This is a genomic window from Streptomyces sp. NPDC058284 (assembly GCF_042881135.1).
Lineage (GTDB): Bacteria > Actinomycetota > Actinomycetes > Streptomycetales > Streptomycetaceae > Streptomyces.
On the sequence record NZ_JBHVYE010000006.1, the window covers coordinates 133,593 to 156,744 of the forward strand.

The following is a 23,152-nucleotide window of genomic DNA, read 5'->3' on the forward strand; positions in this document are numbered from 1 at the left end:
GGCAGAACACCCCCCGTGTGACTCGCCCCCCGCTGGGTACCCGCTGCGTCGACTCGCCGGTTCACCCATCGGGTCCGTCCAGTGTGTGGCGCGCCGTGGACTGCGTGAACCTGTGAGAGGGACTCATACGAAGGAGCGCCACGCGCCATGACCGTCTACGGATACTTCCTGTCGTGCGAGGAGTTCGCGCCCGCTGAGCTCCTTTCGCAGGCCAGGGCGGCCGAGGAGGCCGGATTCGAGGTGCTCGCCATCTCGGACCACTACCACCCATGGAACGACGAACAGGGGCAGAGCTCCTTCGTGTGGTCGATGATCGGGGCGCTGTCCCAGGTCTGCTCGCTGCCGGTGACGACGCTGGTCACCTGCCCCACGGTCCGTATGCACCCCGCGGTCAACGCGCAGGCGGCGGCCACGTCCGCCGTGCTGACGGAGGGCCGGTTCCGGTTCGGGGTGGGGACCGGGGAGGCGCTCAACGAGCATGTCGTCGGTGAGCGGTGGCCCGACGCCGAGCAGCGGATGGACATGCTGGAAGAGGCCGTCCAGGTCATCCGGCAGCTCTTCACGGGCGAGCAGGTCACCCACCGGGGACGCCACTACACCGTGGAGAACGCCCGCCTCTACACCCGACCGGAGCAGCCGCCGCCCATCTATGTCTCCGGGTTCGGCCCACGGGCGGCCGCGCTGGCGGGACGTATCGGGGACGGCTTCGTCACGATGACGCCCGACGCCGACCTCGTGGGGCGGTTCCGGTCGGCGGGCGGCGGCCGCAAGCCGGTCGTCGGCGGGCTGAAGGTCTGCTGGGGCCCCGACCGCGACCGGTCGGTGAAGACGGCGCACCGCCTCTGGCCGACCGACCACCTGCCGGGCGAGCTGGGCCAGCTCCTGCCGACACCGAAACACTTCGAGCAGGCCGCCCAGCTGGTCACCGAGGACATGATCCGCTCGGCGGTCACCTGCGGCGACGACGTGGAGGAGCATGTGAGCGCGGTGCGAGCCTTCGTGGAGGCAGACTTCGACGAGGTGTACGTGGCCCAGATGGGGCCCGATCAGCAGGGCTTCTTCGACTTCTACGGTGCCAGTGTCCTGCCGCGGCTCCGGAGCGGCTCATGAGCGGGGGACGCGCCGGGCGCGCGGCGCTGTTCGACGTCGACGGAACCCTCGTGGACACCAACCACCTGCATGTGACGACCTGGTGGGAGGCCTTCCGCCAGGCAGGCCACCGCGTGTCCACGCACGCCATCCACCGGTCGATCGGCCTCGGCTCCGACGACCTCATCGAGCACCTGCTCGGCGAGGACCGCGACAAGGACCAGGACGGGCAGATCAGCTCGGCCCACAAGGCGCTGTACGGCGCCTACTCCGACCGGCTGGCGCCCCTCGACGGCGCGCACGACCTCCTGCACGCCCTCGCGGACCGGGGCTGGCGCAACGTCCTCGCCACGTCCGCCGGGGGCCGCGAGCTCGAAGCCCTGCGCCGGGCCATCGACGCGGACGACGTGATCGCGGGGACGGCGAGCGCGGACGACGTGGCCGCGGGCAAACCGGCCCCGGACCCGGTGCACCAGGCGCTCGATCTGGCCGGAGCGAGCGCCGACAGCGCGGTCTTCATCGGCGACACGGTGTGGGACATGCAGGCCGCGGTACGGGCCGGCGTGCGTCCCGTGGCCCTGCTGTCGGGCGGCATCCCGCGGGCAGATCTGGAGGAGGCCGGTGCGGTGGCGGTCTACCAGGACCCCGCGGATCTGCTCGCGCGGCTCGACGACAGCGTCTTCGGCCAGTTGGAACGCGGCTGATCCGAGGATCCGAAGAGTCTCAAGGGGTCTGAAGGCAGGAGTTACGTCGAGGAGGGGGCCGTCATGCCGACCGAGCGGGTCGTGCCGGGCATATCGATCATCACCGTCGCCGGGGGCCGCGCGCACTGATGGGACCTCTTCTCGCACTCGCGTCGGCCGCCTGCTACGGCGTCGTGGACTTCGCGGGCGGCCTGCTGTCCCGCCGCGTCCACTTCGCCGTCGTCACCTTCGTCGGCCAGGTGGGCGGACTGCTTCTCGCGCTCGTCGCCGCCCTGGTGATGTCCGCGGACGCCGTACGCCCGGTGGACCTGCTCTGGGGCACACTGTCCGGTGCCGGAAGCGCGACGGCCATGCTCTTCCTCAACCGTGGCATGAGCCGCGGAGCGATGAGTGTGGTGGTGCCGGTGAGCGCCGTCACCGGGGTGGCGTTGTCCGTCCTGTGCGGCGTGTGCTTCCTCGGGGACCGGCCCACCGCCCTGGCCTGGCTGGGCATCTGCGTCACCGTGCCCGCCCTGTGGCTCGTCGCCGGAGGAGGCCCGCACCGTGGAAGCCTGCGTGCCGGAGGGCCGGCGCCCGTCGACGGCCTGCTCGCGAGCATGGGCGTGGCCGTGCAGTACATCGGGCTCGCCCAGGCCGATGCCGTCAGCGGCCTCTGGCCGGTGGCCGCGGGCCGGCTGGCCGCCGTCCTCGTCCTGATCCCGAGTGCGTGGCGGCACGCGCCCCGGTTCCGGGAGCCGTGGCCGCGCCAGGTCCAGGCCGCCGGGATCGGGGCGGGAGCCGCACTGGGCCTCATCCTCTACCTCCTGGCGGCCCAGCAGCAGATGCTGGCCATCGCCGTCGTCCTGGCCTCCCTGTACCCGGCCATCCCCACGCTGCTCGGCCTCGCGGTGCTCCACGAGAAGGTCACGAAACCCCAGGCGGCCGGTCTGCTCGGCGCGGGCGCCGCCATCGTCCTGCTGACCCTGGGATGAGTGTCCGCCCCCTCGGCCCGGAGTGCGGTGGCCCCGTCACTGAGGAGATCATGAACACCATCGGTACGAAGGAGGCGGTGACATGAGCCCCACTCCCACCCTTGAGCTGCGGGTCGGCCGACGCACGGTCGAAGTGAAGCGGCCCGAGAAGACGCTCTTCCCCGAGGACGGCATCACCAAGGCCGATCTCGTGGAGCACTACCGCCGCGTCGCCCCGCGCATGCTCCCCGAACTGCGCGGCAGGCCCCTGATGCTCGAACGGATGCCGGACGGAATCGACGGCGACCGCTTCTACCAGAAGGAGGTCTCCGACTACTTCCCCGACTGGATCCATCGCGCCGCGGTGCCCAAGGAGAACGGCGAGGTCACCCATGTGCTGTGCGAGGACACGGCGACCCTGGCCTACCTCGCGGGCCAGGCGTGCATCACTCCGCACCGCTGGCTGAGCCGCGCCGACCGGCCGCGCCACCCCGACCGCCTGGTGTTCGACCTGGACCCGTCCGCCGACGGATTCGAGCCCGTACGCCGCGCGGCCCACCGCCTTCGCGCTCTCCTTGAGGAGCTGGAGCTGCCCTCGGGCCTGATGACTTCGGGCTCCCTCGGCCTGCACGTCGTCGTACCGCTGAACCGGCGCGACGAGGTCGACGACGTACTCGCGTTCGCCCGCGCCACCGCGGACACCCTCGCCGCGCGGTACCCGAAGGAGCTGACGACCGAGGCGCGCAAGGACGCCCGCAAGGGGCGGCTCTACCTTGACGTCGCGCGGAACGGGTACGCCCAGACCGCGGTCGCGCCCTTCGCCGTCAGGTCGTTGCCGGGCGCCCCCGTCGCCGTACCGCTCGGCTGGCACGAGCTGGCCGAACCGGAACTGAGCGCCCGCCGCTGGACCGTCACCGACCTCGGCGACAGGCTGGAGCAGGATCCCTGGGCGGAGCCGACGCGCCGAGGCCGTGGGGTGGCCCCGGCGGCCCGGCGGCTGCGGCGCCTCGTGGACGAAACGGAGTGAGCACAGAAGCATGAGCAAGCGGGTAGTCATCGTCATCGACATGATCAACACGTACGAGCACCGGGACGCGGACGTACTCCTGTCCGGGGTCCGCAAGGCCCTGCCCGCCATGGTCCGGCTACTGGAGCGGGCGCGCGCCGCGGGGGTGCCCGTCATCTACGCCAACGACAACTTCGGCGAATGGCGCTCGCACCACGGCGAACTCGTCGAGACCGCCCTCGCCGGGCCGCACGCCGACGTGATCGAACCGATCAGGCCCGACGAGGACTCCCTCTTCGTGATCAAGGCCCGGCACTCGATCTTCTTCGAGACACCCCTGACGTACCTCCTCTCCCAGCTGGGTGTGGAGGAGGTGATCCTCTGCGGCCAGGTCACCGAGCAGTGCGTGCTCTACTCGGCGCTCGACGCCCACATCAGGCATCTGGACGTGGTCGTCGCCGAGGACGCCGTGGCGGCCATCGACCCGGACCTGGCGGACGCGGCGCTGCGCATGATGCGGCGCAACATGGCCGCGGAGGTCACGGCCGTGGAACGCATCGAGTTGTGAGGACGGTCGGTCCTTCCGCGGCGACCACCGGGCCGGGGACATGACACAGCCTCTCAGGAAGTCGCCTTGTGCCTGCGCGCGTCGCGCAGGGCATCGACGAGTTCCTCACGGTTCATGGAGGAGCGGCCGGGGATCTCGGCGTCGGTGGCCCGTTCGTAGAGCTCGGCCTTGGTGAGGGAGTCGAGCGAGCGGCCTTTCGCGGTGCCTTTCCGCGCCTTGGACGCGGCGGACTTCCTCGCCCGGGGCTCCGCCGGTTTACGGCTCCCGGCCCTCGCGGACCGGCGTTCGGCGGCGTCGCGGATGTGGGTCGGCGGCCGGACGCCGTCGGAGCCGGACTTCGCCTCGCCGCTTTCCGAGGGCTGCTCCGCGGACTTCTGTGCGGACTTCTTCGCGGACGTCTTGGCGGGCTTGTCCGCGGGCCTCTTCGCCCGGTCGACGCTGGCCCGCAGCGCGTCCATGAGGTCGACGACGTTCGTGGACTCGGCGGGCGGTTCCGCCTTCTCGACGCTCTCACCGGTGCGTTTGGCCTCGATGAGAGCGGCCACCTGCTCCTGGTAGGTGTCGTGGAAGTCCTCGGGCTTCCACTCGATACGCAGGGTGTCCACGAGCTGCCGCGCCATCTTCAGCTCCCGGTCGGTGACCTCGGTCTTCTCCGGCAGGCTGTCGATCTCGTCGCGCGGGTCACGGATCTCGTCGGCCCAGTGGAGTGTGTGCAGTGTCAGAAGACCGTCCTCGGCCTTCACCGCGACCAGGTACTGGCGGTTGCGCATCACGAACGTGGCGATGCCGACGCGGCCCGCCTCGGCGAGCGCCTTCTCCAGCAAGGCGTAGATCTTGGCGTACTCCTTGCCCTTCGGGCCGAGGTAGTACGTCTTGTCGAAGAAGACCGGCTCGACGTCCTCCAGATCGACGAAGCCGGTGATCTCCAGCGCCTTGGAGCGGCCGGGGGCGATGTCCTCCAGCTCGCCGGGCTCGACCACCACGTACTCGTCACCGGCGTCGTAGGCCTTGACGATCTCGTCGAGAGGCACTTCCTCGCCCGTGCGCTCATTCACCCGTTTGTTGCGAACCCGATCGGACGTACCTCGCTGGAGCTGGTGGAAGCGGACGGTGTGGCTGTCCGTGGCGGTGTACATCTGGACGGGCAGGGACACGAGGCCGAAGGTCACGGTTCCGCTCCACACTGGACGCGCCATAGCGACGTCACCCCTTCCTCTCTCCTGCCACGTTCCTGTCTCCTGCCATGGCACCCCGGGGCGCGGGCAGGCGCATCCGGAGGAAGGGGCGGGGGCGGATTCGCCCCACCGCGGCTGCTACCGCGCGTTCACCACGAAACGCGCACCGTCCGGATCCCTCAGGACCGCCTCCGCCGACCCCTCGTCGCGGAGCAGGACGCTGCCCCCGTGGGTGCGCGCGGCCCGGACGCAGGCCTCCACGTCGTCGACGGTGAAGTGGATCTGCCAGCGGGGCCGGATCGCGGGGTCGGGCGCCGAGTCCACCGCGCCCGAATGGATGCGGGCCACCACGTCTCCCTGGCTGCGCAGGACGACCTCTTCGTCCTCGTAGTCGACGTCGCAGGCGCCGGGCTCCGCGGACGCCCAGCCGAGCACCTCGCCGTAAAAGATGGCCGCGTCGAAGGCGTTGCGGGTGTGCAGCTCGGCGAAGGTCGGCGCCGCGCCGCGCCACTTCTCCCAGCCGACCACCAGGTCACCCTCCCAGATGCCGAAGACGGCCCCGTCGCGGTCGGCGAGCAGAGCCGCGCGGCCGGGCGGGAACGAGATCGGCCCCACGGCGGTGGTCCCGCCGCGCTCCTGGCTGCGGGCGACCGTCTCGTCGGCGTTCGACACGGCGAAGTAGGGCGTCCACGCGACCGCCATCTGCCCCAGGCTGTCCATGGCGGAGACACCCGCCACCGGCACGCCGTTCACACTCGCGAACCGGTACTGGTCGCCCAGTTTGCCGCCGCGCCACTCCCATCCCAGTACCGCCTGGTAGAAGCGCTCCGCCGTCCCCAGATCGCGTGCGGTCAGGCTGACCCAGCAGGGTGCGCCGTAGACCTGGTCGCTGACCGCTACCTCGCTGGTGAGTGCTTTGTGGCTGTTCATCTGCGTACCGTCCTGAGGTGTCCGTGCCGTGCCGGCGTCATGAACGCCCGAAAATCAATGGTCGCCGCTGTTCAGAGGGGCGGCGAAGGGGGAGTGGGCGCGGGTGCCGGATCCGGCACGGGGTCCGGCCCCGGGGTCGGCACGGGACCCGGTCCAGGGTGGGGGCCCGGGGCGGGGCCGCCGGGGCGGGGGCCGGGGTCCGGCTGCGGGGTGGGCCGGGTGTCGGGGTCGGGCGGTACGGGCACGCTCATGGCGCTCTTCCTCTCAGCGACGTCACCCGGGCAGGACGCGTTCCGCGACAGAAGCGCCGGGGTCTTCTCATCGTCTCCGTGAACGCTCCCACTCGCGAACGCGCACGGCGGATCCGCAGGAACCAGGAGGCCGGATCCGTGTCGACCTGGAATCCATATCAGCCGGGAATCCAGATGGGTGAGTCCATTGCGGACCATTTTAGGGGTTTTTGACGCTTATGTTTCGGGTAGTCGACGCCTGCGGAGGCATGACGGCGCGCTCACGGGAGACACGTAACCAGCCGAGCGCAACTGCGACTGGAGGAGACCCGATGCGCGCACTCACCTGGCACGGCAAGAGGGACGTCCGTGTCGAGAACGTCCCCGACCCCGAGCTCAAGGACGCGACCGACGTCATCGTGCGGGTGACATCCACCGGGGTCTGCGGTTCCGACCTGCACCTGTACGAGGTCCTCGGGCCCTACCTCGACCCCGGCGACATCCTGGGCCACGAACCGATGGGCATCGTCGAGGAGGTCGGCAGGGACGTCACCGAGCTCTCGGTCGGCGACCGCGTGGTGGTGCCGTTCAACGTCTCCTGCGGCAGCTGCTTCATGTGCGACAGGGGCTTGCACTCCCAGTGCGAGACCACCCAGGTCAAGGAGCGCGGCTCGGGCGCCGCGCTCTTCGGGTACACCAAGCTCTACGGCCAGGTGCCCGGCGGACAGGCGGAACTCCTGCGGGTGCCGTTCGGCAACACCCTGCCCATCAAGGTGCCCTCGGGGCCCCCGGACGACCGGTTCGTCTTCCTCTCCGACGTGCTCCCCACCGCCTGGCAGGCCGTCGAGTACGCCGACATCCCGGCGGGCGGCACGGTGACCGTCCTCGGGCTCGGCCCGATCGGCGCCATGGCCGCGCGCATCGCGCTCCACCGGGGCGCGAGCCTCGTGGTCGGGGTCGACCTGGTGCCCGAACGGCTGAGCCGCGCGCACGCGGACGGCGTCAAATGCCTCGACCTGCGCCGCTACGGCAAGGACCTCGGTGACGCCATCCGCGATCTCACCGACGGACGCGGCACGGACGCCGTCATCGACGCCGTCGGCATGGAGGCGCACGGCGCGCCCTTGGCCAAGGCGGCCCAGTGGGGCGTGGGCCTCCTGCCCGACGCCCTGGCGGAGAAGCTCATGGACCGCGCAGGCATCGACCGGCTCAACGCGCTCTACACGGCCATCGACATCGTGCGGCGCGGCGGCACGGTCTCCATCTCCGGTGTCTACGGCGGTGCGGTCGACCCCATGCCGCTGCTGACCATGTTCGACAAGCAGATCCAGCTGCGCATGGGGCAGGCGAACGTGCGGCACTGGGTGGACGACATCCTGCCGCTCCTCACCGACGATGACCCGCTCGGCGTCGACAGCTTCGCCACGCACCACATGCCGCTGGAGGACGGGCCCAAGGTCTACCAGATGTTCCAGGACAAGGAAGACGGCATGATCAAGACGCTGCTCAAGCCCTGAGCGCGCAGAGGGGCAGCAGCGGGAGCACAGAGGGCAGCAGGGGGAGTGGACAGGGAAGGGACGTCAGGACGCTCATGTCGCACTTCACGGAGTCGTTGTCGGGAACGACGGCGCTCGTCACCGGCGGCTCCCGCGGCCTCGGTCTGCTCATGGCCGACCGCCTCGCCGCACGCGGCGCCACGGTGGTCGTCGCCGCACGGGACGCCGACGAACTCGCCGCAGCCCAGCGGAAGTTGCGCCACCGGCACCCCGGCGCAGCCGTCCACACCGCCGTCTGCGACGTGCGCGACCAGGAGTCCGTCCACCAGATGTTCCGCACGGCCCACGACGACTGCGGCGGCCCCGACATCGTCATCGCAAACGCCGGGATCATCCAGGTGGCACCGGTGGAGGCCATCGGTGCCGCCGAGTTCAGGGACGCCATGGACACCTTGTTCATGGGCGCTGTGCACACCTCGCTCGAAGCGCTCCCGTACCTCAGGGAGAGCGGGCGGGGCGGCCGCCTGGGGCTGATCTCGTCGGTCGGCGGTCTGCTGGGCGTGCCGCACATGCTCCCCTACGCGAGCGCCAAGGCGGCGACCGGCATCCTGGCCGAGGGGCTGAACGCGGAAGCGGGCCCCAGCGGCGTGAGCGTCACCGCGGTCTACCCCGGCCTGATGCGCACCGGATCACATCTGCACGCGCAGTTCGGCGGGGACCGCAGCGGCGAGTACGGCTGGTTCTCGGCGCTGGCCGGTGCCCCCGTCGTATCGATGAACGCGCAGCGCGCCGCCGAACGCATCGTCAAGGCGGTCGTCCGGCGCCGCACCCGCCTGGTCCTGACGCCCGCGGCCCGCGCCGCCGACCTGGCCCACGGTCTGGCGCCGGCCACGACGACGCGGCTCAACGGCGTCCTGGCGCGGCTGCTGCCGGGGGCGCCCGGGGGCCGAAGGGCCATGCGGCGCGGCGCGGACGTCGATCCGCCCGACGGCGCTGTGAGCAGCACGTTCCAGGCGTGGGGCAGCGCCATGAACGAGAGGGCGGCCGATGCCTACAACGCGCGGCGGAAGTAGGCCGGTCCGAGGTCCCGGGGTGGTCCGGCGAGCGGGCCGGGCGCGTGAAGGTTCTCACGCCGGGCCGTGACGTGAAGGTTCTCACGGAGGCCGTGGGACAAGGCCGTGCCGGAGCCGGGGCCGGGCCGTGATCAGGGTCGTGGTGAGGGGCGTGGTGAAGCCAATGAGGCCTTAGCCCTTCCATTGAGAGGTCGACGGGCCATACTGGTCGGGCCCTGATCACTCACAGAACGACTCCATGACCAAGAACAGCACCCCATCGGCCACTGTCCCCGACACCGCGTGGCTCGCGCGCGGCAGACATCTCGGGCCGGAGCCCGAGCAGGACGTCCGGCGTAACCTGATCGCCCTCAAGGCGGCCGGGGTGCTCGACGACTTCCTGGACCTCGACCCCGTCGAGGCGGCGCGCTCCACCGTCCTGTACCCGCGGGACGAGAGCGCCGACCCGGGCCCGTCGGCCCGCCGCGTCTTCGAGGCGCGCTGGCGCGTGGCCGACGACGTCACCGTACGCGCACAGCTGACCACGTACGACCCCGAGGCCCGCCGCAAGGAGGGCGAGGGAGTCACCTGGATCCTGGCCGCCGAGGCGGCACTGACGTGGGACGCGCACTGGCCCTCGCCCGCCACCATGTTCTGGCCGGACAGCGACCGCATCGCCTGGGACCACGACACGGTCCCGGGCCTGCGTCTGCGGTCGACGAACCACCTGCCCAAGGACGACGACGAGCTGCGCCACCGGCTGCGGGACGCCGCACGGCAGAGCTGGTTCATCCACGTCGTGGTGCATGAGGCGATGACGCCGGACGCGAAGGGACAGCGGCCGGTCTCGGTGTTCCTGCCGCCGAGCCTGCGGCACCTGGTGGTCGAGCACCGCGGCACGCCGGAGCAGGCGCAGATCGTCGACTTCGCGGTCAAGCGCGAGCTGGGCGTACGGGTGCCGCGCGGCGGAGGCGTCGTCCTGCCCTCCGATCCGAAGGACCCGGACTACGACGCGGAGCGCTTCACGGTGCGCAGTGTCTTCCTCGACGGTTCGGAGCCGACCGAACTCCTGGACAGGATCAAGGAGTTCGCCGCGCGTCCGCGACCGCTGGAGGGCGAGGCGGAGCGGGCCCTGACGCGGCTGCGCCAGGGCTGGCACCTGCTCACCCCCGAAGAGGAGCTGGCCCACGCCCAGGCCATGGTCACCAAGTACGCGGAGGCGCTGGAGGCGATGACCAACTCCTGCGACCTGTACCGGGAGGCGGCCGAGGCGGCGCAGGCGGCCCTGGCGGAGGCGACGGGTGGCGACGGGGCGGTGTCCGGGCCGCTCAAGCCGGGGGCGGCCAAGCCGGACGGTTCGCTGCTGAGCGCCCTCACGAAACCGTTCGGGCGCTTCCGGGACCCGCACCACAAGTAGGCGTACGCAGGGTGAGGAGCCCCGCACGTGGAGGCGGGCCCCGCACGTGGAGACGGGCATGTCCACGTGCGGGGCCGCGCCCGGTGCCGGGGCGGACCGGGATTCGGGTCCTTCCGGGTCCACGAGGTCCGGTTCCGGGCGCGCGGCCTAGGCGTGCGGCGGCTGGTCCTGATCCCGGCCGAACTGGTTCTTCAGCTTGTCCTGGGCGGTGTCGACCTGGCCGCTGTACTTGCCCTGGGTCCTGTCGTCGACGAAGTCACCCGCCTTGTCGACTCCCTTACCGGCCTGGGACTCGTGGCCCTTGAGCATCTGCTTGAGCTTGTCCATGACTGACATGGAGTGCCTGCCTCTCTGCATTGCCGCCCCCACGTCCAGGCTTGCGCAGTGCGCCCCGGTTCGCATCCGGTGGCTCGTCACCACGGCATCGCACTCGAACGTGCGATCGAGCATCGTGGTGGGTGGTCCCGTGCCCTGCGCACCGCGTGTGACCAGGGCGTCTGCTCCCGTAACTGCGTGCCTGGAGTGCGCAGTTGATGTGGGAAGCTGTCGACTGCCGCCCGCGGGCAGGGGCGGGAGTGGTGGTCGAGAGGAGCGCGGCGTGCGGCAGGACGGTTTTCCCACCGGGACGATAGACACCAGCAGGCCGCACCCCGCGCGGATCTACGACTACCTGCTCGGCGGCAAGGACAACTACGAGGTGGACCAGAACGCCGCCGACGAGCTCGCCGCCGTGGCGCCCGAGGTGCGGATCGGGGTGCAGGCCAACCGGGCCTTCCTGCAGCGCGCAGTCCGGTTCGCCGTCCGCGGCGGCGTGCGCCAGATCCTCGACATCGGCACCGGGCTGCCGACCTCGCCCAATGTGCACGAGACCGCCCAGGAGATCGCCCCGGACGTACGCGTCGCGTACGTCGACAACGACCCGATCGTGAAGTCGCACGCCGACGCGCTGCTCAGCCGCTCCGGCGCGACCAGCATCGTCCTCGGTGACCTGCGCGATCCGCGTGCCGTGGTGGAGCACCCCGACGTCCGCCGCGTCATCGACTTCGACGAGCCGGTCGCCCTGCTCCTCGTCGCCGTCCTGCACTTCCTCACCGAGGCGGAGCGGCCCGGCGAGGTCGTCGCCACGCTGCGGGACGCGCTGCCGGCCGGCAGCTTCCTGGTCCTCTCGCACGCCACGGGTGACTTCGCCGACCGCAGCGGGGCCCAGGCCGTCTACCGCAACGCCACCGCGTCACTGAACCTGCGCACCCGCGCGGAGGTCGAGCGGCTCTTCGACGGCTTCGAACTCGTCGAACCGGGCCTCGCCCAGGTCCCGTTCTGGCGCCCGGACGCGCCGCCGCCGGAGCGGTCGGCCGAGATCGGCTTCTACGGAGGCGTGGCGCGCAAGCGCTGAGAGCCCGCCTTCGCGCCACTGCGCTCCGCCGCGCCGGTCGCTCACGGGTCGAGGCGGCGCCGGTCCTCCTCGTCCCACGCGCGGGTGTCGCGGGGCTCTACGTACGGCTCCTGATCGGGCGGGAGACCGCCCGCGACGGCGCGCTGACGGGCCATTTCCGCGTCGAATTCGAGGCCGAGCAGGATCGCGAGGTTCGTGATCCAGAGCCACACCAGGAACACGATGACACCGGCGAAGGTGCCGTACGTCTTGTTGTACGAGGCGAAGTTGGCCACGTACAGCGCGAACCCGGCGGAGGAGATCATCCAGATCACCAGCGCGAGGAAGCTGCCCGGTGTGATCCAGCGGAACCCGCGGACCTTGGCGTTCGGCGTCGCCCAGTACAGGAGGGCGATCATGATCGTGACGAGGACGAGCAGCACGGGCCACTTCGCGATCGACCACACCGTCAGCGCCGTGCCACCGACCCCGAGCAGGCTGCCGGCCTCCTCGGCCAGACCACCGGTGAACACGACGATCAGCGCGCTCACCACCGCGAGCACCATCAGCACCACGGTGACGCCGAGCCGGAGCGGCAGCACCTTCCACACGGGCCGGCCTTCCGGCATGTCGTAGACGGCGTTGGCGCTCCGGATGAAGGCGGCGACGTAACCCGACGCCGACCACACCGCCACCAGCAGACCCACGATCGCCATGACCGAGCCGGTCCCGGCATTGCCCTGCAACTGCTTCACGGCGCTGCTGAGAACGTCCCGCACGGCGCCCGGCGCGAGGTCCTGGATGCTGTCCAGCACCTCCTGGGACGCCGACCTTCCGACGATCCCGAGCAGTGAGACCAGGGTGAGCAGCGCCGGGAAGAGCGACAGGATCCCGTAGTACGTCAGTGTCGCCGCCCTGTCGGACAGCTCGTCGTCCTTGAACTCTTTGACGGTGCCCTTCAGCACCGCCATCCAGGAGCGTTTGGGCAACTCGGTCGGCGTGTCCGGCGCCTGCCGCTCCACCTGCTCATCGAGTCCGGCGCTCGCCCCCGGCCTGTCGGCCCCGTCATGACCGACCGGGGCGGGCTCGCCGTGCTTTCCTTGCCGTTTCGGTGTCCAGACCATTCCCCACGAGTATCCGGACGAGCGCCGTCCATCCCTGGGAATCGGGTGAGGATCCTCCTCGGGCCTGCCCCGGTCGCCGCGAAATGCGGCTGCGTCCGCGGCCGGGGCACGCTAGAACCGACTCATGGATGATGCGGAGCGGCGCCTGCCCGGTGGCAGGACGGGGGGAGCGGTGCGGCGCGGGGGCGCGGTTCATCGGCCTGTGCGGCCGTGGACGCCCGCGGTGCATGCGGTGCTGCGTCATCTGGAGGCGGTCGGGGTGGAGGGGGCGCCCCGGGTCCTGGGGATGGACGAGCAAGGGCGCGAGGTGCTGACCCATCTCGACGGCGAGACGGCGGGGGAGGAGCTGCCGTGGCCCGGCTGGGTGTACTCCGACAACGCGCTGGCGGACGTCGGCCGCTGGGCGCGGAGGCTGCACGACGCGACCCGGTCCTTCGTCCCCGCGCCGGACGCCCGCTGGCTCGCCGGGCAGACGTGGCGGCCCGGCCTGGTCATCGGCCACCACGACGCCGCCCCGTGGAACGCTGTCTGGCGCGACGGGCGCCTCGCGGGCTTCTTCGACTGGGACACGGCAGGCCCCTCGACCCGCGAGTTCGATCTGGCCTTCATGGCGTTGACCTGGGTCCCCCTGCACGCGCGCGAGTTCGCGGAGCGCACCGGCTTCACCGCGTTCGAGGACCGCTCCCGGCGGCTGCACCTGCTGCTCGATGCCTACGCGTACGACGGCGACCGCGCGGCGTTCGCGTCCGTGGTGGCCGAGCGCGCCCGGACCAACGCCGACGTCATCCGCCGGATGGCCGCCGACGGCGATCCGGTCTACACGGCACTGGAGCCGGTCGCGGCCGAGCTTGATCTGGCCGCCCGCGAAGTCGACCTGCTGCCCGCCTCCTTCTGGCGATAGTTGCACATGTTGCAACCAACCATAGTTTGAGCGGCAGTTCGGACAGTTTTCTCATTGGAGCTATTGCGTCGCCCCTGTCCCGCTGGGCTAGTGTCGTGATCGATCATCGTTCAATGCGTTTTCAACTTCCTTTGCGTGCAGACCCGTTGGAGGCATGTGCCCATGCGAAAGACAAACAAGGCCATCGAGGCAATCGAGGCAAGTGGGGGCAGAGGCCTCGGGCGAAGATCCCTCCTCACCGGCGCCGCCGCCGTCGCCGGGGGAGCGGCCCTCAGCACCGCACTGCCCGCGACCGCCGAGGCCGCCCCGCACCCCGGCGCCGCCGCCGCGACCACCGCCGCCACCGGCTCGCAGACCACCGTCGGCACGGCCGACTACATCACCGTCGCCCCGGGCGACTCACGCTTCCCCGACCTGGTGCGCGGCATCAACCAGCGCTGGGTCGCGAAGCCCGACTACGTCCGCCTGGTCACGACCACCTCCCAGGCCGTACGGGCCGTGCAGGAGGCCGTCTCCGCGGGCAAGCGGCTCACCGTGCGCAGCGGCGGCCACTGCTACGAGGACTTCGTCTTCAACAAGGACGTCCAGGTCGTCATCGACATGTCCGGGATGACCCAGGTCTACTACGACAGCGGCAGGAACGCCTTCGCGGTCGAGGGCGGGGCCTCCAACCTCCAGGTCTACGAGACGCTCTACAAGCTGTACGGCGTCACGCTCCCCGCCGGATCCTGCGCCTCCGTCGGCGTCGGCGGCCACATATCGGGTGGTGGCTACGGTCTGCTCTCCCGCCTCCAGGGCCTGACCGTCGACCACCTCTACGGCGTCGAGGTCGTCACGGTCGACAAGAACGGCACCGCCAAGGCGGTCGTCGCCACCCGCGACTCCGACTCCGCCGCCCTGAAGGACCTGTGGTGGGCGCACACCGGCGGCGGTGGCGGCAACTTCGGCCTGATCACCCGCTACTGGCTGCGCTCGCCCGGCGCGACCGGCACCGACCCGTCCAAGCTGCTGCCCAAGCCGCCGTCCGAGGTGTTCGTGCACGCCACGGCCTTCCCCTGGAAGGACATGACCGAGGCGTCCTTCACCCGGCTCCTGCAGAACTGGGGCGCCTGGCACGAGAAGAACAGCGCGCCGGACTCCAAGTACAACTCGCTGTTCGGACTGCTGAAGCTGAACCACATCTCCAACGGCTCCATCGTCCTGCTGACCCAGATGGACGCCACCGTCCCCGGCGCCCAGGGCCTCCTCGACGACTACCTGGCCGCGGTCACCGAGGGCGTCGGCGTCACGCGCCGGGCCATGACGCAGCGGGCGGGCGAGCACGCGGCCATGCCGCAGTTCGCCGCCCCGCGCACGCTCCCCTGGTACATCGCCACCGACTACCTCAGCGGCGGCAACCCGACGCTGTACGGCAAGTACAAGTCGGCGTACGCACGCAAGGGCTTCACCGCCGTGCAGATCAAGGCCATGTACAAGCACCTGTCCCGGACCGACTACAACAACCCCGACGCCCTGGTCCAGGTCGACTCCTACGGCGGCCGCATCAACGCGGTGAAGCCCGGCGACACCGCCGTGCCGCAGCGCGACTCGGTGCTCAAGCTCCAGTACCAGACGTACTGGACCGACCCGGCCACCGAGGCCAGGCACCTGGAGTGGATCCGCGACTTCTACCGGGACGTGTACGCCGAGACCGGCGGCGTCCCCGTACCGAACGAGACCAACGACGGCTGCTACGTCAACTACCCCGACAAGGACCTCGGCGACACCGCCTGGAACACCTCGTCGACGGCCTGGAACAGCCTCTACTACAAGGACAACTACGCCCGCCTCCAGAAGGCGAAGGCGGCCTGGGACCCGAAGGACATCTTCCGGCACGCGCAGTCCATCCGCCTGCCGTAACCCCCGTCGTACGCCTGTAGGCGCCCTGCGGCCGCCGTCCCACCTCCGTGAGGGCGGTGGCCGCGGGGCGTCGGCCACCCCTGCCATTACGGGCCGATAACCCGCGGCCGTGTGAGGTTCGCGACCGGCCGGGGAACACGTGCTGTTCCGGGGCCCGCGGGCCCGAAGCACGCTGCGGACGGAGACAACATGGCCACCACCACCGGCGCGGACCGGGCGGGCGCAGCGGCCAGGAGCATCCAGCTGCCGGGCATCATCCTCGGGGTGGGACTCGGCGGCTTCGTCGACGGCATCCTCCTGCACCAGCTCCTGCAGTGGCACCACATGCTCACCAGCACCAACCACGACCGCATCGGTGTGAAGTACTACAACCCCCACACGGTCTCCGGCCTGGAGATGAACACCGTCTGGGACGGCGTCTTCCACACCGTCTGCTGGCTCGCCGTACTCCTGGGCCTGGCCATCCTGTACTCCCGCGTCACCCGCGACCGGCGCCGCGTGTGGACCTCCCGGGTGCTGTGGGGGTGGGTGCTCGCCGGATGGGGCGTGTTCAACCTCGTCGAAGGACTCCTCGACCACCAGATCCTCGGCATCCACCACGTCCACGGCGGACCCCACCAGGCCTGGTGGGACACCGGCTTCCTCGTGCTCGGCGCCCTCCTCCTCGTCGGTGGCCACCTGATCCAGCGCGGCGGCAAGCTGTTCGACCCCGATGCCCCGGCCGACGGCCGTGAGGCCCGGAGCCACTGATGGACCACGGCCCGCACATGGAAGGCCACACCGCCCCCGGCAACCCGCTGGAGACGCTGTGGCCCGCCGTCGCGCTGCTGACCGTCGCCGCGGCCCACCTGCTCCTCGTCCACCGGGCCCGCCGCCGCAACCCCGCCCAGGGCTGGTCCCGGTGGCGGTCGCTGAGCTTCCTGACCGGTCTCGCCCTGCTGGCCGTGGCCCTGCTGCCGCCGCTCGCGCCGTTCGCGCACGACGATTTCCGCGGCCACATGACCCAGCACATGCTCATCGGCATGTACGCGCCGCTCGCCCTCGTCCTCGGCGCGCCCGTCACCCTGCTCCTGCGCACCCTGCCCGCCCGGCGCGGCCGGCAGCTGACCGCGCTGCTGCACAGCGGGCCCGCCCGGGTGCTCGCCCGCCCGGCCGTCGCGCTGCTGCTGTCCACGGGAAGCCTCGCGCTCCTCTACTTCACACCCCTGTACAACGCGACCATGAGCCACCCGGCGGGGCACTGGCTGCTGCACGCCCACTTCGTGCTCTCCGGGTGCCTGTTCGCCCACGTCATCGCGGGCCCCGACCCGGCGCCCACCCGGCCCGGGGTGCGGGCCCGCCTGATCTGCCTCGGCGTCGCCATCGCCGGGCACGCGGTGATCTCCCAGCTGATGTACGGCGGCTTCTGGACGGACATCCACGCCCCCGTGGACCAGGTGCGGGGCGGCGCGGAGATCATGTACTACGGCGGAGACATCGCCGAACTACTCCTCGCCGCCGCCCTGGTGGCCACCTGGCGCCCCGCCCCCCGGCGGACGGGGCCTCACTCGCGTGCGGCCGGCGCGAGCGCGATGTTCCAGAAGTCGGCGTAGCGGCCGTTCCGGCGCAGCAGCTCGTCGTGGCTCCCGTCCTCCACGATCCGGCCGCCGTCGAGGAAGACGACGCGATCGGCCCGCCGGACGGTGCGCATCCGGTGCGCGACCATCACCACCGTCCGGCCCGCCATCAGACGCTCGATCCCCTCGTGCACGGCCGCCTCGTTGACCGGGTCCAGTGCGGAGGTCACCTCGTCGAGCAGGACGACGGGAGCGTTCTTCAGGAGTGCCCGGGCGATCGACACCCGCTGACGTTCGCCGCCCGAGAGGCGCGCGCCGCCCTCGCCGACGTTGGTCGCCCAGCCCTCGGGCAGTCGCTCGATCACCTCGTCGAGCCTCGCCGCGGCGGCTGCCGCCCGTACCTCGGCCTCGTCGGCGGCGGGGCGGCCGAGCCGTACGTTCTCCTCGATCGTGCCGTCGAAGAGGTAGACGTCCTGGAAGACGAAGGCGATCTGCGCCATCAGCACCTCCGTGTCGATCGCGCGCACGTCCACCCCTCCCATGCGTACCGCGCCCGCGTCCACGTCGTAGAACCGTGCGAGAAGTTGCAGCAGGGTGCTCTTGCCCGCACCCGACGGTCCCACCACGGCGAGCCGCTGCCCCTGGGGCACGGACAGCGACGCGTCGTCGATCACCGTGCGCTCCCCGTGCCGGAAGGTCACGGACTCGAACTCCAGGCCGTGGTGGCGGGGCCGGACAGGATCGGCGGGTTCGGGCAGGGGAGCGGTGCGCAGTACCGCGTCGAGGCGGGCCAGCACCGAGCGGGCGCCGCGGAGTTGACCGCCGAGCTCCGCCAGCGACAACAGCGGGTCGGCGCAGCGCGCGGCCAGTACCAGGACCGTCAGGAGTTCCGCCGCGCCGATGTCGCCGCCGAGGGCGAGGTAGGTGCCGAGAACGAGCAGTCCCGTGAACACCGCCTGCACCACGAGCGCGAGGCCCACGACGCCGGGCAGCGCCGAGAGCGTGGCACGGCGCGACGCGCGTTCGACACCGCGCAACGCGTCGTCGAGCGCCCGGAAGCGTTCGGCCCCGCGCCCGCCGGCCCGCAGCACCGGCTGGACCTGGAGGAACTCGATGACGCGGCCGGTGGCCTCGTCGTCGCGTGCGGAGCGCTCCGCGTCGCCCGCGGCCGTCGAGCGCGCCGTCCACCGCTGGATCACCACCACCAGCGGTACGGCTGCCAGCGCGGCAAGGCCCAGCTGCCAGTTGACGGTGAGCATCACGACGACGATCGTCGCGGGGGTCACGGCCGCGGAGATCAACGGCACCAGCAGATGGGCGATCACGGCCATGGCGTCCAGGACGCCGCGACCGGCCAGGACGGACACCTCCCCGACACGGCCCGCGCCGTACCAGCCGATGGGCAGCCGGGCCAGGTGGTCCCCGAGACGGTCGTACATGCCGCGCAGCAGCGCGGTCCCGACGCGGAACCCCGAGAGGTCGCCGAGGTACCGCAGCACGGCGTACGCCGCCGTCGCGGCCCCGAACGCGGTCAGCCAGGGCCAGGCGTCCTCGGGGGTGCTCCCGAACAGGGCGCGCAGTACGGGGACCAGCAGGGCGTAGGACAGGCCCTCGGCCACGGCGGCCGTCGTCATCAGCACCAGGGCGCGACGCAACGGCCGGGCGTACTCGCGCCCCAGCACACGCAGCAGCAGCGGAATCATCGGGGCTCGTCTCCTTGCGGTAGGGGTGCGTCGTGCCGGTCCCGGGGCGTCTCGGCGGTCGCCGACGGCGGCTGGGGAGGCCGCCAGAACGTGGCGAATTCCCCTCCCTTCGCCAGGAGTTCACTGGGCCGACCGCGCTCGACGACCCTTCCGTCGTCCAGCATCACCACCATGTCGGCGTCCGCGACGGTCTCCGGGCGATGGGCGATGACCACGACCGTCCGCCGGCCCGCCGACGTGGCCAGGGCCCGGCGCACCGCTTGCTCGGTCTTCGGGTCGGCGAAGGCGGTCGCCTCGTCGAGCACGAGAACGGGCGTGTCGGCGAGCAGCGCGCGGGCGAGGGCGATCCGTTGCGCCTCGCCGCCCGACAGTCCGGCGTCCTCGCCGATCACCGTCTCGTAGCCGCGCGGGAGTTCGAGGATCCTGTCGTGGATGTCGGCCAGCCGGGCGGCCCGCGTCACGGCGTCGGGGCCGGCGTGCGGGACCGCCAGCGCGATGTTCTCCGCCACGGAGGCGCGCAGCAGGCGTACGTCCTGGAAGACGAAGGAGATGGTGCGGTAGAGGTCACGGCCGCTCAGCTCGCGCAGGTCCACACCGCCGAGGAGGATCGAGCCGTGGGTGGGGTCGAAGAATCGCGGCAGCAGCTGGACCAGCGTCGACTTGCCGCTGCCGGAGGGCCCGGTGATCGCCGTGAGCGTGCCGGGTTCCAGCACGAGGTCGATGCCGCGCAGCACCTCGCGACCGGCCTCGTAGCCGAACCGGACGTCTCGCAGTTCCACCCGGTGGCCCTGGGGTGCGAGGGGATGCTCGGGCTCCGGCAGCGGCCGTACGGTGAGGACGTCGCGGATGCGGCCGACCGCGCGCCTCGCGGCCTGCAGGTCGTCGAAACCGTGGCCGAGTGCCTCCACCGGTGCGGTCAGGCCGAGTCCAAGGAGCAGGAAGGGGAGCAGGTCGGCCGGGGCGAGAGCGCCGTCGGTGAGCAGAGCGGCGCCGCCGACGAGGACGACGAGCAGGACGAACGGCGGTGAGAGGACGAGCTGCATCCCCGCGGCGATCCTGGAGAGGCCGCGCACCCACCGGTGGAAGGTGTCCGTGAAGTCGTCCACGGCGGCACGGAACTCGCGGTGCGCACGCCCGGATCCGCCGAACGCCTTGACCACCGCGATGCCCTGCACGAACTCGACGACGGAGCTGGAGATCCGCCCCATGGCCGCGTCGAACGCCTCCTGCTCGCGCAGCCGGGCCGGCGTCATCATCAGCGGAACCAGCGCCACCGCCAGCAGCACGGGGACGAGCGTGATGAGGGTGAGCCGCCAGTCGACGGTGCACAGGTAGACCAGCGACACCAACGGGACCACGAACGCCGAGACGAGCTGACCGGGGGCGTGGGCGATGAACGGGTGTACGGCGCTGACGTCTTCCCCCACCACCTTGGCCAGCTCACCGGTGCGGCGCCGGGAGAACCAGCCGATCGGCGCCCGCCCCAGCCGGGAGGCCAGCTGCCGACGGAACGAGAGCTGCACCCGGCCGTCGAGGACGTGCCCGATCCCGGACGACGCGCCTGTGCACAGCAACCGGACGAACAGCCCGGCCGCACCCACGGTCACGGCCGACCAGACGTGCCCGCGGTCGACCGGCCCCGGCGACAGCAGGGCACGCCCCACCTCGACGACCGCGAGCAGCGGCGCGAGACCCGCGACGGCACCGACGACCTGCAGGATGACGACGGCGGCGAAACTCCGGGCGTACGGGCGCAGCAGCGCTGCCAGGCTCTGCCCCGGCGCCGGACTTGCCTCCCTCACCGGGCGGAGACGGCGCGCGCGTCGGCGAGCGGCGGGTGGGTGGCGGTGAACGGCGGGATGGCTGTGGCGAGTTCAGGGTCCATGACCGTCATCCTCACCGGCTGCCGCCGCGGAATCGTCCGCCGAGTGTCGGCTCTCTCGCCCGATTCACGCACCGACCGGCGCGTACGCCGGTAGCACTCAGGTGCTACCGACGCACGAAAGGCTTGTCACCTTTTGAACTCGCCCTTTGCATCGGCGAGTTCTGGAGTCCTTTCCATTCGGCGACGCCGGCCCGCTTTTAGTAGGGGCCGTTCACGTTGTCGATCGAACCGTAGCGGTCGGCCGCGTAGTTGCAGGCGGCCGTGATGTTGGCGACCGGGTCGAAGCTGTCCAGCGAAGTGCCGGGCACGTGGTAGGCGGTGAAGGTGGGGGCGATAACTTGCAGGAGCCCCTTGGAGGGGGTTCCCGCAATGGCGTTGACGTCCCAGTTGTTGATGGCCAGCGGATTTCCGGAGGACTCGCGCATGACGTTGCGGTGAATGCCCTCATAGGTGCCCGGGATGCCGTGCTGGGCCATGATGTCGAGCGATTCCCTGATCCAGCCGTCGAGGTCGTTCGGGTAGGACTTCACGGCCGGGGCGGTGGGGGCATCGGCGGCGAGCGCGTCGGTGTTGCCGGAGCGGTCCGCCCGCTCGGCGGACGTCCTGGAGGCGGTCCCGGCCGCGTCGTCCTTGCCGAGGGTGAGCTTGAGGCCGGGGTGTATCAGCCCCGGGTTGTCGCCGAGAATGCCGCGGTTCTGCTGGTAGAGGGCCTTCCAGCCGCCGCTCAGGGAGTGCTCCTTGGCGATCTTGGAGAGGGAGTCGCCGGCGAGGACGACGTAGGTCTTCGGGGCCGCGGTGGGCTTGGCGGCCCCGTCGGCCGGTGCCGCGGCGGCGGTGGTGGCGCCGAGCACCGGCAGGACGAGCACGGCGCCGCCCGTGCCCGCGGCGGCGATGCCCCGGGTGAGCGGGCTCGACTTGGGGCGGCGGTGCTTTCCCTTTGCGGGCATGACGCATTCCTCTCCGTCGCCTGCGAGGTGAGCTGTCGGGTTCGGACGGGAGATGTCCGGACGCACGGTGAATGCGCCTTCACCCCGAGCCGTCCCGGAATCCGGGTCGGCGGCTTACCTGGGTCCCCCGCTCCTGCCGGGCGTAAGTGAGTGGTGGAAGGGATTCCGGACAGCGGCAGGATTCGGCGTTCCATCCGGATTGGCGGTGACGTTAGACGAGAAAGACAGGACGGAACAAGACACGAATTTGCATCGGCAATGCGTGAGGCCTACCGCTGAAGATCGGAAACTCCTCGCCGCCTTTGATCCAAAAGTCCAACTCTCCTGGAGTGGCGCGGGAATGCGCGCGGAGATTCCCGGAGCGGGGTACGGCGGACGGTGTGACTCAATTCACCGAATGGGATACGGCCCGGAATGCGAATCGACGGGCCGTCAGAATGTGAGCCATTTCGCTCGGGCACATCGCGAAAGCAGGCAGTTGCCTACACGGGGTGCCAAAGGGGGGAAAGATATAATTATGGTTCAAACCTGGACATAGTCCTACTGCTGTCCGCGCCGGACGGTGAGGCGATGCCCCCGCCCGGTCCGCACATGGCGCTGCCCCCGCCGAAAAGGCGGGGGCAGACGTCAAGCCGTCAGGCGGCGACCCACCCCGTCTTGAGGTAGGGGGAGTTGGGGAAGTCGAGGTAGAAGTAGACGCCGTCGTTGAAGTCCTTGCCGAGGACGGTCCACTTGGCTGCCTTCGCCGTGACCCAGCCCTTGCAGACCTTGTTGTCGGGGTTCCGGTTCTTCAGGTAGCAGAGCTTCATCTTCGTGTCCCGGTCCGGCTTGACCTGGATGTCGTCGCACCGGTTGGTGGTCACGTAGTAGCCGTCGCCCTGGGGCGCGTACTTGTACCCGTCGTACGACCAGTCCCCGCCGAGGCAGGAGGCGGCCGACGCGTGCCCCACCGACGGGGTGGCCGAATGCTCGGACGATGCGGCGGTCGCGGAGGCGCCGCCGATGATCCCGGCCGTGAGGACGCTTGCCGCCAGCGCGGTGGTGAGCTTCGTGCGAGTAAGCACAGTTCTCCTTCTGGTGCTCGATGGCGGATACCGGTCCGGCATCCGTGAACGATCTCACCGGCTCACGGATTGTTCGTCAGGCCT

21 protein-coding genes and 1 riboswitch are annotated in these 23,152 nt (G+C 70.9%); of the genes, 13 read left to right on the forward strand and 8 right to left on the reverse strand.

Features of this window, described 5'->3' with window-relative positions:
• Nucleotides 1-147 precede the first annotated feature (147 nt).
• The 5 genes from ACFVYR_RS11500 (at nucleotide 148) to ACFVYR_RS11520 (ending at nucleotide 4,317) form a co-directional block, all read left to right on the forward strand.
• The gene (locus ACFVYR_RS11500) at nucleotides 148-1,110 is read left to right on the forward strand and encodes an LLM class F420-dependent oxidoreductase (protein WP_384252003.1); all 963 of its coding nucleotides are present in this window, start codon (nucleotides 148-150) and stop codon (nucleotides 1,108-1,110) included.
• Complete coding sequence (locus tag ACFVYR_RS11505; protein WP_384252004.1) at nucleotides 1,107-1,793, forward strand: HAD family hydrolase; 687 nt, start codon at nucleotides 1,107-1,109, stop codon at nucleotides 1,791-1,793. Before ACFVYR_RS11500 ends, ACFVYR_RS11505 begins: the two co-directional genes overlap by 4 nt.
• Nucleotides 1,794-1,921: 128 nt before the next feature.
• Nucleotides 1,922-2,764, forward strand: a complete 843-nt coding sequence (locus tag ACFVYR_RS11510; protein ID WP_384252005.1) for an EamA family transporter — start codon at nucleotides 1,922-1,924, stop codon at nucleotides 2,762-2,764.
• Nucleotides 2,765-2,846: 82 nt separating this feature from the next.
• Nucleotides 2,847-3,770 carry a non-homologous end-joining DNA ligase gene (gene ligD, locus ACFVYR_RS11515; protein ID WP_384252008.1) on the forward strand — a complete coding sequence of 308 codons (924 nt, stop codon included), beginning with the start codon at nucleotides 2,847-2,849 and terminating at the stop codon, nucleotides 3,768-3,770.
• Nucleotides 3,771-3,780: 10 nt separating this feature from the next.
• Entirely contained in the window at nucleotides 3,781-4,317 is a 537-nt protein-coding gene (locus tag ACFVYR_RS11520; RefSeq protein WP_384252010.1) for an isochorismatase family cysteine hydrolase, read from the forward strand.
• A 53-nt stretch (nucleotides 4,318-4,370) separates the two neighbouring features.
• On the opposite strand, the gene ACFVYR_RS11525 is transcribed toward ACFVYR_RS11520, so the two are convergent.
• Nucleotides 4,371-5,513, reverse strand: a complete 1,143-nt coding sequence (locus ACFVYR_RS11525) for a Ku protein (protein WP_384252013.1) — start codon at nucleotides 5,511-5,513, stop codon at nucleotides 4,371-4,373.
• A gap of 117 nt (nucleotides 5,514-5,630) precedes the next feature.
• The gene (locus ACFVYR_RS11530; RefSeq protein WP_384252016.1) at nucleotides 5,631-6,422 is read right to left on the reverse strand and encodes a VOC family protein; all 792 of its coding nucleotides are present in this window, start codon (nucleotides 6,420-6,422) and stop codon (nucleotides 5,631-5,633) included.
• Nucleotides 6,423-6,984: 562 nt separating this feature from the next.
• On the opposite strand from ACFVYR_RS11530, the gene ACFVYR_RS11535 reads away from it, so the two are divergent.
• The 3 genes from ACFVYR_RS11535 (at nucleotide 6,985) to ACFVYR_RS11545 (ending at nucleotide 10,617) form a co-directional block, all read left to right on the forward strand.
• Nucleotides 6,985-8,169 carry a zinc-dependent alcohol dehydrogenase gene (locus ACFVYR_RS11535; RefSeq protein WP_384252018.1) on the forward strand — a complete coding sequence of 395 codons (1,185 nt, stop codon included), beginning with the start codon at nucleotides 6,985-6,987 and terminating at the stop codon, nucleotides 8,167-8,169.
• Nucleotides 8,170-8,243: 74 nt separating this feature from the next.
• Nucleotides 8,244-9,221, forward strand: coding sequence for an SDR family NAD(P)-dependent oxidoreductase (locus tag ACFVYR_RS11540; protein WP_384252020.1), 978 nt, complete (start codon nucleotides 8,244-8,246; stop codon nucleotides 9,219-9,221).
• 238 nt (nucleotides 9,222-9,459) lie between these two features.
• Entirely contained in the window at nucleotides 9,460-10,617 is a 1,158-nt protein-coding gene (locus ACFVYR_RS11545; protein WP_384252022.1) for a hypothetical protein, read from the forward strand.
• Between the two features lie 147 nt (nucleotides 10,618-10,764).
• Here ACFVYR_RS11545 and ACFVYR_RS11550 read toward each other — a convergent pair whose 3' ends face one another.
• Nucleotides 10,765-10,953, reverse strand: coding sequence for an antitoxin (locus ACFVYR_RS11550; RefSeq protein WP_384252024.1), 189 nt, complete (start codon nucleotides 10,951-10,953; stop codon nucleotides 10,765-10,767).
• A 262-nt stretch (nucleotides 10,954-11,215) separates the two neighbouring features.
• Between ACFVYR_RS11550 and ACFVYR_RS11555 the strand changes: the two genes are divergently transcribed.
• Nucleotides 11,216-12,010: an SAM-dependent methyltransferase gene (locus ACFVYR_RS11555; RefSeq protein ID WP_384252026.1), complete on the forward strand. Its 795-nt coding sequence runs from the start codon at nucleotides 11,216-11,218 to the stop codon at nucleotides 12,008-12,010.
• A 41-nt stretch (nucleotides 12,011-12,051) separates the two neighbouring features.
• On the opposite strand, the gene ACFVYR_RS11560 is transcribed toward ACFVYR_RS11555, so the two are convergent.
• Complete coding sequence (locus ACFVYR_RS11560; RefSeq protein ID WP_384252029.1) at nucleotides 12,052-13,113, reverse strand: YihY/virulence factor BrkB family protein; 1,062 nt, start codon at nucleotides 13,111-13,113, stop codon at nucleotides 12,052-12,054.
• A 232-nt stretch (nucleotides 13,114-13,345) separates the two neighbouring features.
• Here ACFVYR_RS11560 and ACFVYR_RS11565 point away from each other — a divergent pair, with 232 nt between their 5' ends.
• From ACFVYR_RS11565 to ACFVYR_RS11580, 4 genes are all read left to right on the forward strand, one after another.
• The gene (locus ACFVYR_RS11565; protein WP_384252031.1) at nucleotides 13,346-14,014 is read left to right on the forward strand and encodes a phosphotransferase; all 669 of its coding nucleotides are present in this window, start codon (nucleotides 13,346-13,348) and stop codon (nucleotides 14,012-14,014) included.
• A gap of 162 nt (nucleotides 14,015-14,176) precedes the next feature.
• A complete protein-coding gene (locus tag ACFVYR_RS11570) occupies nucleotides 14,177-15,913 on the forward strand; it encodes an FAD-binding oxidoreductase (protein WP_384252033.1) in 1,737 nt (578 codons plus the stop codon).
• Nucleotides 15,914-16,102: 189 nt separating this feature from the next.
• Complete coding sequence (locus tag ACFVYR_RS11575; RefSeq protein ID WP_384252036.1) at nucleotides 16,103-16,663, forward strand: DUF2243 domain-containing protein; 561 nt, start codon at nucleotides 16,103-16,105, stop codon at nucleotides 16,661-16,663.
• A complete protein-coding gene (locus ACFVYR_RS11580) occupies nucleotides 16,663-17,505 on the forward strand; it encodes a cytochrome c oxidase assembly protein (protein WP_384252038.1) in 843 nt (280 codons plus the stop codon). The genes ACFVYR_RS11575 and ACFVYR_RS11580 overlap by 1 nt, the downstream gene beginning before the upstream one ends.
• On the opposite strand, the gene ACFVYR_RS11585 is transcribed toward ACFVYR_RS11580, so the two are convergent.
• From ACFVYR_RS11585 to ACFVYR_RS11600, 4 genes are all read right to left on the reverse strand, one after another.
• Entirely contained in the window at nucleotides 17,457-19,172 is a 1,716-nt protein-coding gene (locus ACFVYR_RS11585; protein WP_384252040.1) for an ABC transporter ATP-binding protein, read from the reverse strand. The two genes, ACFVYR_RS11580 and ACFVYR_RS11585, sit on opposite strands and share 49 nt — an antisense overlap.
• On the reverse strand, nucleotides 19,169-20,974 hold the full coding sequence (locus ACFVYR_RS11590; RefSeq protein WP_384252043.1) for an ABC transporter ATP-binding protein: 1,806 nt from the start codon (nucleotides 20,972-20,974) through the stop codon (nucleotides 19,169-19,171). Before ACFVYR_RS11590 ends, ACFVYR_RS11585 begins: the two co-directional genes overlap by 4 nt.
• A 280-nt stretch (nucleotides 20,975-21,254) precedes the next feature.
• Nucleotides 21,255-22,004 (reverse strand): transglycosylase SLT domain-containing protein, encoded by a 750-nt coding sequence (locus tag ACFVYR_RS11595; protein WP_384252046.1) that lies wholly within the window; start codon nucleotides 22,002-22,004, stop codon nucleotides 21,255-21,257.
• Nucleotides 22,005-22,008: 4 nt separating this feature from the next.
• Nucleotides 22,009-22,163, reverse strand: a riboswitch (cyclic di-AMP (ydaO/yuaA leader).
• Between the two features lie 476 nt (nucleotides 22,164-22,639).
• Nucleotides 22,640-23,068, reverse strand: a complete 429-nt coding sequence (locus ACFVYR_RS11600; protein ID WP_384252049.1) for a hypothetical protein — start codon at nucleotides 23,066-23,068, stop codon at nucleotides 22,640-22,642.
• Nucleotides 23,069-23,152 lie beyond the last annotated feature (84 nt).